At 71.4% G+C, this 9,636-nt stretch carries 10 protein-coding genes, 1 tRNA gene and 2 pseudogenes; 8 read left to right on the forward strand and 5 right to left on the reverse strand.

Annotation, left to right across the window (positions count from 1 at the left end):
• From G6020_RS06695 to G6020_RS06705, 3 genes and pseudogenes are all read left to right on the forward strand, one after another.
• Nucleotides 1-855: pseudogene (locus G6020_RS06695) on the forward strand (polysaccharide pyruvyl transferase family protein); the annotation flags it as partial.
• 118 nt (nucleotides 856-973) lie between these two features.
• Nucleotides 974-1,939, forward strand: a complete 966-nt coding sequence (locus tag G6020_RS06700; protein WP_182610085.1) for a nitronate monooxygenase family protein — start codon at nucleotides 974-976, stop codon at nucleotides 1,937-1,939.
• A gap of 4 nt (nucleotides 1,940-1,943) precedes the next feature.
• Nucleotides 1,944-2,495, forward strand: coding sequence for a PadR family transcriptional regulator (locus tag G6020_RS06705; protein WP_182610086.1), 552 nt, complete (start codon nucleotides 1,944-1,946; stop codon nucleotides 2,493-2,495).
• Nucleotides 2,496-2,547: 52 nt separating this feature from the next.
• Here the strand turns inward: G6020_RS06705 and G6020_RS06710 are convergent, their stop codons facing one another.
• Together G6020_RS06710 and G6020_RS06715 are read right to left on the reverse strand one after the other, a co-directional pair.
• Nucleotides 2,548-3,060: an SRPBCC family protein gene (locus tag G6020_RS06710; RefSeq protein ID WP_347238325.1), complete on the reverse strand. Its 513-nt coding sequence runs from the start codon at nucleotides 3,058-3,060 to the stop codon at nucleotides 2,548-2,550.
• 53 nt (nucleotides 3,061-3,113) lie between these two features.
• On the reverse strand, nucleotides 3,114-4,154 hold the full coding sequence (locus G6020_RS06715; protein ID WP_182610087.1) for an NAD(P)H-quinone oxidoreductase: 1,041 nt from the start codon (nucleotides 4,152-4,154) through the stop codon (nucleotides 3,114-3,116).
• Nucleotides 4,155-4,292: 138 nt separating this feature from the next.
• Here G6020_RS06715 and G6020_RS06720 point away from each other — a divergent pair.
• Nucleotides 4,293-4,378 (forward strand) — tRNA-Ser (locus G6020_RS06720).
• A 13-nt stretch (nucleotides 4,379-4,391) separates the two neighbouring features.
• Here G6020_RS06720 and G6020_RS06725 read toward each other — a convergent pair.
• Nucleotides 4,392-4,856, reverse strand: coding sequence for an SRPBCC domain-containing protein (locus G6020_RS06725; protein ID WP_182610088.1), 465 nt, complete (start codon nucleotides 4,854-4,856; stop codon nucleotides 4,392-4,394).
• Between G6020_RS06725 and G6020_RS17530 the strand changes: the two are divergent.
• The 4 genes and pseudogenes from G6020_RS17530 to G6020_RS06740 all read left to right on the forward strand — a co-directional run.
• Nucleotides 4,825-4,902: pseudogene (locus G6020_RS17530) on the forward strand (hypothetical protein); the annotation flags it as partial. The gene G6020_RS06725 and the pseudogene G6020_RS17530 overlap by 32 nt on opposite strands.
• Complete coding sequence (locus G6020_RS06730) at nucleotides 4,903-5,082, forward strand: helix-turn-helix domain-containing protein (RefSeq protein ID WP_347238326.1); 180 nt, start codon at nucleotides 4,903-4,905, stop codon at nucleotides 5,080-5,082.
• Nucleotides 5,083-5,225: 143 nt separating this feature from the next.
• Nucleotides 5,226-6,497, forward strand: coding sequence for a lipase family protein (locus tag G6020_RS06735; protein ID WP_241732599.1), 1,272 nt, complete (start codon nucleotides 5,226-5,228; stop codon nucleotides 6,495-6,497).
• A gap of 2 nt (nucleotides 6,498-6,499) precedes the next feature.
• On the forward strand, nucleotides 6,500-7,735 hold the full coding sequence (locus G6020_RS06740; RefSeq protein WP_182610090.1) for a prolyl oligopeptidase family serine peptidase: 1,236 nt from the start codon (nucleotides 6,500-6,502) through the stop codon (nucleotides 7,733-7,735).
• Between the two features lie 70 nt (nucleotides 7,736-7,805).
• Here the strand turns inward: G6020_RS06740 and G6020_RS06745 are convergent, their stop codons facing one another.
• Nucleotides 7,806-8,771 (reverse strand): prolyl oligopeptidase family serine peptidase, encoded by a 966-nt coding sequence (locus tag G6020_RS06745; protein ID WP_179524271.1) that lies wholly within the window; start codon nucleotides 8,769-8,771, stop codon nucleotides 7,806-7,808.
• 251 nt (nucleotides 8,772-9,022) lie between these two features.
• A partial coding sequence (locus G6020_RS06750; protein ID WP_182610091.1) for a 5'-nucleotidase occupies nucleotides 9,023-9,636 on the reverse strand: 614 nt, incomplete at its 5' end.

Here is a 9,636-nt window from a genome sequence, read left to right on the forward strand (position 1 = left end):
GCGCACGTGGTGGCCACGGGCCAGGGGTTCGTGCCGTGCGAGCACCCCGGGCTGTTGGCGGAGGCGCTGCGGGACCACCACCTGGTCACCGTCCGCGACGCGGCCTCCTCCGGGCTCCTCGAGGGCACGGGGGTGCCCGTCCGCCACGTGGCCGACGACGGGTGGCTGGCGCTGTCCTGCGCGGGGGGAGTGGAGGCCGGTGACCACCCCGTCTACTCCCCCGATCCGGACACCTGCCGCGATCTGGTGGTGTGTGCCCAGTCCGACCTTGTCGAGCCGGAGGTGCTCGCCGACACCCTCGGGCGGGTCCTCGCCGCGTGGGCGGTGCCGGGGGAGCGGATCACCGTGGTCGAGTCGATCCCCGGTGGGGACCGGGTGGTGTGGGACATGGTGTGTGACCGCGCCGAGTCCGCGTCCGGACCCGGTGGTGACGACGACGAGGTGGGTCGCGCCCTGGCGGCCCTGCAGCTGCCCCGCGCGCGCTTCGTGCCGTTCCAGGAACTGTGGTCCACGGGACTGCCCGCCCGGCCCGGGCAGGTCTGGCTGACCAGCCGCTTCCACCCCCATCTCTTCGCGGCGGCCCGCGGGGCCTCGGGTGTGGCCCTGCGGACGGGATCGGATTTCTACGACGTCAAGCACGGGTCGCTGCTGGCCGCCGGGTCGCCGTGGCGGTCGGTGAGAGCCGGGGAGTCGCCGGGGGCGGGGGCCGCGGATGCCCAGGACCCCGGCGCGGCCGGGTCGACGGGGATCCCCGCGATTCCGGACTCGGGCGGCTTCGCTCCCGCGACGGTCGCCGCGTTCGTGTCGGCGGCGGAGCGGGTGGCCCAGGAGATCTACCCGGTCGGTGAGCGATGAGGTGATCGGGACGCTCCACCGCCACGCGTCCAGATCTTTGTGCAACTAGTTGCATAAAACCGTGGGCGGCCGTACGGTCGGGAAAGCCGACCTCATCCCGGTCCCGAAAGGACTGCTCATGGCCCTTCCCTCCGTCCTCGCCGGCCCGCTCACCGTGCCGGTGGTCGCCTCGCCGATGTTCATCTACTCCGGCCCCGAGCTGGTGGCCGCGCAGTGCCAGGCCGGTGTGATCGGCTCGTTCCCGGCGCTCAACGCGCGACCGCAGTCGGTCCTGGGGGAGTGGCTGGACCAGGTCACCGAGAGCAACGCGGCCTTCGCCGCGGCGAATCCGGACCGCTACGTGGCCCCGTTCGCCGTCAACCAGATCGTCCACCGGTCCAACGACCGGCTCGAGCAGGACCTGGCGACCGTCGTCGAGCACGAGGTGCCGATCGTCATCACCTCCCTCGGTGCCCGTACCGAGGTCAACGACGCCGTCCACTCCTACGGCGGGATCGTGCTGCACGACGTGATCAACGACAGGTTCGCCCGCAAGGCCATCGAGAAGGGCGCCGACGGGCTCGTGGCGGTGGCCGCCGGCGCCGGTGGACACGCCGGGACGCAGTCGCCGTTCGCCCTGATCCAGGAGATCCGCGAGTGGTTCGACGGCCCGCTTCTGCTGTCCGGGGCGATCGCGCACGGCCGGTCGATCCTCGCCGCGCAGGCCGCCGGCGCCGACCTGGCCTACGTGGGGTCGGCGTTCCTCGCGACCGAGGAGTCCCGCGCGGCCGCGGAGTACAAGCAGATGATCGTGGAGAGCACCGCCTCCGACATCGTCTACAGCAACCTGTTCACGGGGATCCACGGGAACTACCTCCGGGGCAGCATCGAGGCGGCGGGGCTGAACCCCGACGACCTGCCCGTCTCGGATCCCACGGCGATGGACTTCGGCTCCGGTGGGGGCGCGGACTCCAAGGCGTGGCGCGACATCTGGGGTGCGGGCCAGGGCGTCGGCGCGGTCACCTCGACGGGTTCGGTCCGCGACCTGGTCGAGCGGCTCCGCGCGGAGTACGAGCAGGCGGCGTCCGCTCTGGCAGCGCGCTGACACCGTGTCGCTGAAGTTCGCGATCCTCACCTCCCTCACCGAGCGGGCGGGGAGCGGGATCGAGCTGGCGCGGAGGTTCGACAAGTCCATCGGGTACTTCTGGCCGGCGACCCACCAGCAGATCTACCGGGAGCTGGATCGACTGGGGGAGTCCGGACTGATCCGGGAGCTCCCGCTCGAGGGCGCCCCCTCGCGGGGTAACCCGCGCCGCTTCGAGGTCACCGAGGACGGCCGGAGGCTGCTCACCGAGTGGATCCGCGAGCCGGACGAGCCCGACCCGATGCGGTCCACCATGGCGGTGCGGGTGCGTGCCGCGGCCGCGACGGGGGCGGTCCACGAGGTCCGGGAGGCGCTGACGCACCACCGCGACCAGCGGGCCGCCAACCTCCGCCGCTACCGCGAGATCGAGGACAGGGACTTCGCCCGGCCCGACCCGGGGGACGCCCGCGACCTCCTCCAGCACCGGGTGCTCACGCTGGGCATCCAGGTGGAGCAGGCGTGGGTGAGCTGGTGCGACGAGGTGCTCGAGATGCTGGACCACCTCCCGGCGGGCTGACCGTCGTACCCGCTCACCGCGCCGGCTCATCCCACGAGCGCATCACCCGGGCTCAGCTCGCCAACGCCGCCTCGAGCGAGGCCAGTGACGCCTCGAGGAAATCGCGTCCGAACGGCGGCATCCCGCCGATCTCGGCGGCGAACCCCTCCCGTGTGCGGGTCCAGTCGTACCGGAGGGTGACCTCGGTGGACGCGCCCGCCGGGGCCAGGTCGTACCGCCAACTCCACCCGCCGGTGGAGAGGTGACCGGCCTCGTCGGTCCGGCCGGGCTCCCATTCGATCGTGCGGTCCGGTTCGAATGCCGTGACCACGTTGTGTATGACGTAGTCACCGCCCCCGGCCTCCCTGTACATGTTGATCGCGAAGACGTCCCCGACCCCGCTGATGGCCTCCGTCGTAACCGCGTCGCGTACCCAGTCCCCGGGTTCGGTGTCCTTGTGGCGGGTCGGATCGGCCAGCAGCGCGAAGACCTCCGACGCGGACGCCGGGATCGTGCGACTTGCGGTCATGAAGGTGGCTGGACCGTGCTCGGCACCGGGGTCGTCGGCGTCTGCGGTGGCGGCCATCGTCAGTTCCTCCTCGGTCACTCGACGGTCAGGGATCACTCGACGGTCAGTGATCAGTCGACGGTCAGCAGGATCTTGCCGTGGCTCTCGCCCGACTCGAGCAGGCCCAGCGCCTCCGCTGCCCGCTCCAGCGGGATCTCACGCGAGACGCGGGTGGTCACGTCTCCCGCGGCGATCATCGGCCAGACGTGGTCCACCACCTCCCGGCAGATGCCGGTCTTGCCGCCGGGACCGTCCACCGGGCGGGCCCGGAGGTTGGTGGCCAGCACACCGGCGCGGCGCGGGAGCAGGGCTCCCAGGTTCAGCTCGCCCTTCATCCCGCCCTGCATGCCGATCACGATCAGTCGGCCGTCCGGGGCGAGTGAGGCGATGTTGGGTTCGAGGTACTTCGCGCCCATCACGTCGAGGATCAGGTCGACGCCACGGCCTCTCTCGTCGTCGTCGGTCCACTCCCTGACCCGGTCGGGGAACTCGTCCTCGCGGTAGTCGATCGCCAGGTCGGCGCCGAGCTCGCGACACTTCCGGACCTTCTCGGGACCTCCGGCGGTGGTGGCCACGCGGGCGCCGAGCGCGCGGCAGACCTGGATCGCGTGGGAGCCGATGCCACCCGCCCCACCGTGGATCAGCACCCGCGGGGCCCCGAGCTCCGAATCGCCCCAGCGGGCGTTGGGTGTCAGGACGCCGCGGCCGAGCCCGCCCGTCATGACGAGGTTGGACCACACCGTGCAGGCCACCTCGGGAAGTGACGCGGCCTCGTGCAACGACACCCCGACCGGCACGGGCATGACCTGTCCGGCGGGCACGGCCACCTTCTCGGCGTACCCGCCGCCGGCCAGGAGGGCGCACACCTCGTCGCCGACGGCCAGGCCCTCGACGCCCTCGCCCACGGCGGAGATCCGCCCCGAGCACTCGAGGCCGAGGATCTCCGACGCACCGGGCGGGGGCGGGTAGTGCCCCTTGGACTGCAGCAGGTCGGCGCGGTTGACGGCCGTGGCCGCCACGTCGACGAGCACCTCGCCGGGACCGGGGATCGGATCGTCGACCTCCGTCAGACGGAGGGAATCGGGACCGTTGCGATACTCGATGGCCTTCATGCCCTCGACCGTAGCCGCGATGGCCCCGGTCGGCAGCCGGGCTGGGTGCGGGCGGGCGGGGTCCACTACGATGAGCACCGTCGTCTCCGCGTGTTCCACGTGGAACCACGCACTCGAGCGTGTCGTGGCGGACGACAGGGAAGTGTGGCAGAGCGGCCGAATGCACTCGCCTTGAAAGCGAGCGTGCCTCAACAGCACCGGGGGTTCAAATCCCTCCACTTCCGCACCTGGGTGGGCTCAGGAGTAGAAGCCCTCACGCAGATTGATGCCGTGCTCGACCCACGCCTTGAGTGCGGTGAGCATCATCGTCCACCCCTCGCAGTTGCCGAAGGCGTTCTCCGCGCCGCCGGGCGTCACGCGCCAGGCCCGCTCGGTGATCGTGACCAGAGTGCGCGCGCCGTCGTCGATCGGTTCGAACTCGAAGACCGTGGTGGTCTCGGGGTCCATGGCCTCGACGCCCTCCCATCTGATGACCAGCCGCCGGGGTGGATCGGCCTCGACCACCGTCACCGGGAATCGGCCGGGGAAGTCGGCGAACTCCCACGAGACCTCCGCGCCCGGCTCGAGCCGGCCACGGGCGCCCCCGGTGGTGAAGTAGCGGGACAGTTGCGCGGGGTCGGCCACGGCCTCGTAGACGGCGTCGACGGGCCGCCCCACGCGACCCGAGACGGTGAAGGTCAGTTCTTCCAGCTCACCGCGCACGACCGGCGAGCTCTGTGCCCTCTTCCCCGAGAGCGACCGCACGACGGTGCTGCAGCACCTGCGCGTGCTCGAGCGGGCCGACCTGGTGACGGGGCGCAGGGTCGGCCGCGAGCGCCACCTGTCGCTCGCGCCGCTGCCGATCAAGCGGATCCACGACCGGTGGATCGGCGAGTACGCCCGCGCGGCGGTCGAGTTGCTCGACGAACTCGACGGACAGGGCGCATAACGATCTGTTTACAAACCGCGTGTGCTGCTGGGATGATCTGCGACAGCATCTAGTGAGCGTGCGGGTCCGTCCACCGCTGTTGATCGGCGACCCGGTCCCCACCGCACCATCCGTTGAGCGCGACGAGACGCCGGGAGTGCGCCATGACCGGGACCAGTACCGCCATCCGTCAGACGCGCCGGGGTGTCGCGTGCACCCTCGCGATCCTGCTGGTGTTCTGCGCGGGCCTCGGGGCCGGGACGGGATCGTCGGCGGCCCAGTCCGCCGCCCCGCCACCCGTGCCCCTGCCGTCCGCCGACCCGTTCTACACCCCCGACGGGCCGATCGCCGATCTCGCGCCGGGGACGGTGATCAAGAGCAGGACCATGACCTACGGTTCGCTCGAACTCGCCACACCGCTCACCAGCACCCAGGTGCTCTACCGGACGACCGACCAGGCGGGCGGCCCGAGCGCCACCGTCGCGACGATCCTCAGGCCCCTGGTCCCGGGGCCCCCGAGGCTTATCTCCTACCACATGGCCTACGACGCATTGGGCTCCGAATGCGATCCCTCCTACACCCTGACCGGGAACGGTGCCCCGGGTCGGGCCGCGATCGCGGAGCAGGGCGTCATCGGCGGGTATCTCGCGGCCGGCTACACCGTCGTCGTTCCCGACTACGAGGGACCGGACCTCGAGTGGACGATCGGGCGCCAGTCCGGCTACGCCGCCCTGGACGGTGTCCGCGCCACCATCGACCACGTGGGACTGCCGGCGTCGACGCCGGTGGGGCTGGCCGGATACTCCGGCGGGTCCGTGCCCACCCAGTGGGGTGCCGAGGTGGCGCCGAGCTACGCCCCGGAACTCAACATCGTCGGCGCGGCCGCCGGCGGGCTCCCCGTCAACATCGCACACAACCTCCCGTATGTGAGCGGGAGCGCCACATGGGCCGGGGTCATCCCCGCGCTCGTCGTGGCCTATCAGCGAGCGTATGGGATCGACACCGACAGCTTCCTGTCCGACTACGGCCGTCAGCTCGTCGAGACCGTCAGCTCGCAGTGCATCAACGCCTTCGCCGCCGACTATCCCGGGCTGACCGACGCCCAGATGGTCCGCCTCCCGTACACCTCCCTGTTGGACATCCCCGCCGTGGTCAGCGCAATCGGGGACAACGTGATGGGAACGACGGGCACGCCGCGGGTCCCGATGCTGCTCGCCGTGGGCAACCTCGACGGGATCGGAGACTCGGTCATGGTGACCGCGGACGTCGCCGGCCTGGCGCACGAGTACTGCACCCGCGGCGTCGCCGTCACCTACGCGCAGTACGACCGCCTCGGTCACTCCGAGGCCTTCGTGCCCTTCCAGGCGCAGACAGCCCAGTTCCTCACCGACCGGTTCGCCGGCCTCGCCCCCACCTCCAACTGTCAGGGGTCCTGACCATGTCGACCTTCTTCTCCGCCCGGCCTCACCGCGCACTGAGCAAGGGCTTCTACAAGGACCCCGACTTCGACTACGAGGTGCGGTGTCTTCTCGGCGCCGTCGCCTACGGCGCCGCCGAGGCCGGCGAGATCCTGGCGACCGTCGACGACGTCGGGGACGGCGATCACGACCACTGGTTCCGGGCCTGGCACGACCTCGGGAGCAGGGTCCACGCCGCGGCGGACCGGGAGGCGGCGGCAGGGCGGACGGTGACCGCGTCGGCGGCCTACCTGCGCGCGGCCACCTACCTCGCGGTCGCGGTGAACGCGGCGAGCGGCCTGCAGTCCGAGGACCAGCTGACGTCCACCTTCCGCCTGCAGCGATCGAGTTGGGAGCGCTTCGTCGACACCACCGACCGGATCGTCGAGCGCGTGACGATCCCCTGGGAGCAGGACTCGATGCCCGGGTGGTTCCTCCGGCCGTCCACCGACCCGGGACCCCGTCGGACGCTGGTGATGGTCAACGGCAGCGACGGTGCGACCAGCGGGCTCTGGCACAACGGCGCGGCCGGTGCACTCGCGCGTGGGTACAACGTGCTGCTGTTCGACGGACCGGGGCAGCAGTCGATGCTGTTCGAGCGGGGGATCGGCTTCCGCCCGGACTGGGAGTCGGTCCTCACCCCCGTCGTCGACCTCCTCCTGGGCCGCTCCGACGTGGACCCCGGGAGGCTGGCGGTCTACGGGCTCAGCCAGGGCGGCTACTGGGTGCCGAGGGCGCTGGCGTACGAACACCGCTTCGCCGCCGCGGTCGCGGACCCCGGGGTGGTGGACGTGGCGGCGTCGTGGACCGCGCACATCCCCTCCAGCCTGATGTCGTTGTTCCGCTCCGGCAAGAAGGAGGCGTTCGACCGCGACATGTCCCTGGGGATGAGGTTCTCGTCCTCGACCGCGCGGACGTGGGCGTTCCGTGCGCGCCCGTACGGCCGGACCGGGTACTTCGACACCCTCGCGCAGGTGCACGAGTACGCGCTCACGGCGGACGAGATGGCCGGCATCACCACCCCGCTGCTGGTGACCGATCCGGAGGACGAACAGTTCTGGCCCGGCCAGTCCGAGCGGCTCGCCGCCGGCGCGGGCGGCCCCACCGAACTGGCGCGGTTCACCGCCGCCGAGGGCGCCAACTTCCACTGTCAGCCACTGGCCAGACAACTCACCGACGCGCGGATGTTCGGCTGGCTCGACTCGGTCCTGGCCTGACCGCCAGACCGCGTGACCGCGTGACGGCCTGACCGCGTGACGGCCTGGTCCGCCGCTCGCGGGAGCGCGGTCAGGCGGTCGTCTCGTGCAGATCCGCCGCCGACACGTGGCGGATGATCTCGAGCACGCGGGGATAGGCGCGGGAGTCCCCGGACACGAGCGAGACGTGGTCCTCGTCGTTGAACAGGATCATCTTGGCCTTCCCGCCGGCCCGGGTGACCGCGTCCACGTACCGCTGGGAGTTCTCGGGCGCCACGGTCACGTCGCGGGCCCCGTGCATCGCGACCACCGGTGTGCCGGGGTCGATGTTCTGGATGGGGTCGACCTTCGCGTACCTCCCCGAGACCTCCGACGGGGTGCCACCCATCGCCGTGACGATCCTGTCGTCGCCGTGGGTGGCCGCGTAGACCATGTCCAGGGGGCCGGCGATCGAGACCACCCGCGTCGGGCGGAACGCCGGCTTCGCGCCGACTTCGTCGTCGTCCAGCAGGTGCCGGGTGCCGCCCCACACGGCGAGTTGGGCTCCCGCGCTGTGTCCCACCACCAGCTCGTCGTCGGTGGTGATCTGCGGGAACCTCTTGTCCACCTCGACCACGTGGTCCAGTGCGCTCGCGACGTCGTGGAAGGTGGTCGGCCATCCACCGCCCGACCCCACCCGTCGGTACTCGATGTTGTAGACGGCCATGCCGCGGCTGGCGAGCTTGCGGGCGAGAGGGTCGAACGAGTCGGCCCCGATCTGGTCCTGCCACGCCCCGCCGTGGATGAGGACCGCCAGGGGGATCGAGTCGACCCGCTGCTCGCCGGCGGGCAGGTAGAGATCAGCCCAGTTCTGGTCCGGATCCGGGGAGCCGTGCGTGGGGTACTCGAAGCGCTGGACGGTCACCTCGTCGAGCCTGGCGGGGGCGCCCGGATCGGTCTCCACGACCGGCGCCGCGCCCGTGGACACACAGGCGGATCCCACCGCCAGGACGGTGGTCAGACCCAGGCCGATCCGCGCGGATCTCCTCGTCCGGGAACAACGACGTCGCTGTGGCATGGGCACCAATTTTCTCAGGAAAAGTTCAGGTCGAAGGTGGACCGGCTCGTGCTGGATGCGTCGGCCAATCGCGTCGGTCCGGTGGGGGGCCCGGATCGGGTAATGAAATCCATCTTAGAATGCACGACGCGATATTACTAAGGAGGCCCCCGGTGTGGGAGGTGGTCCACGCCGCGAGGAGGTGGGCGACCCGGGTCCGGGGCGCCCGGAACGGGCGGGGTCCGGGGCGCGCGGAGGGGCCCGCGGGCCGGCTACCGGACGACCCGGACCCGTCCGGGTTCAGGTGCGCTCAGCGGGCCCTCGTCCTCCACGTACCGGAGCAGGGCGTCGATGTCCGTGAGGCCGGCCTCACGGCGATCCCCGCGCTCGGCGAGGGGCGAGCCGTTGAACTCCGGTGAGGCGAGGAACTCGTTGACCACGACGGTGTACTCGCGGGCCGGATCGACCGGTTCGTCGTCGACGCGGAGTTCGGTGACCCTGGCACCGACCGGTCGACGGGCATCCACGGTGTAGCTCACGTTGGACGAGACCGCCGGGCCGTTGTCGCCGATGTCGTCGGCGAAGTGGTCGAACGCCGCCTGGAGCTCCTCGCCGGTCACGGTCACCAGGTAGAGGCGGTCGCCGTAGGGCTGCACGGTGTGCAGGGTCCCGTAGTCCAGGGGGCCCTGCGGCAGGTCCGTGCGCAGCGAGTCCGGGTTGGACAGCGCGAGCTGTGCGCCACGGCCCCGCGTGGCGTGGAGCTGGCAGTCGGCGATGACGTCCGCCAGGGGGGACTCCCCGTTGGCGTCCATCCGCCGGGGGATCGTCTCGGTGGCGGAGCCCAGGGGGGTGCGGGCCGCCGGTGCGGCGGCGGCACCGGCCTGGC

This window comes from Dietzia sp. B19, assembly GCF_014145155.1.
GTDB lineage: Bacteria > Actinomycetota > Actinomycetes > Mycobacteriales > Mycobacteriaceae > Dietzia > Dietzia natronolimnaea.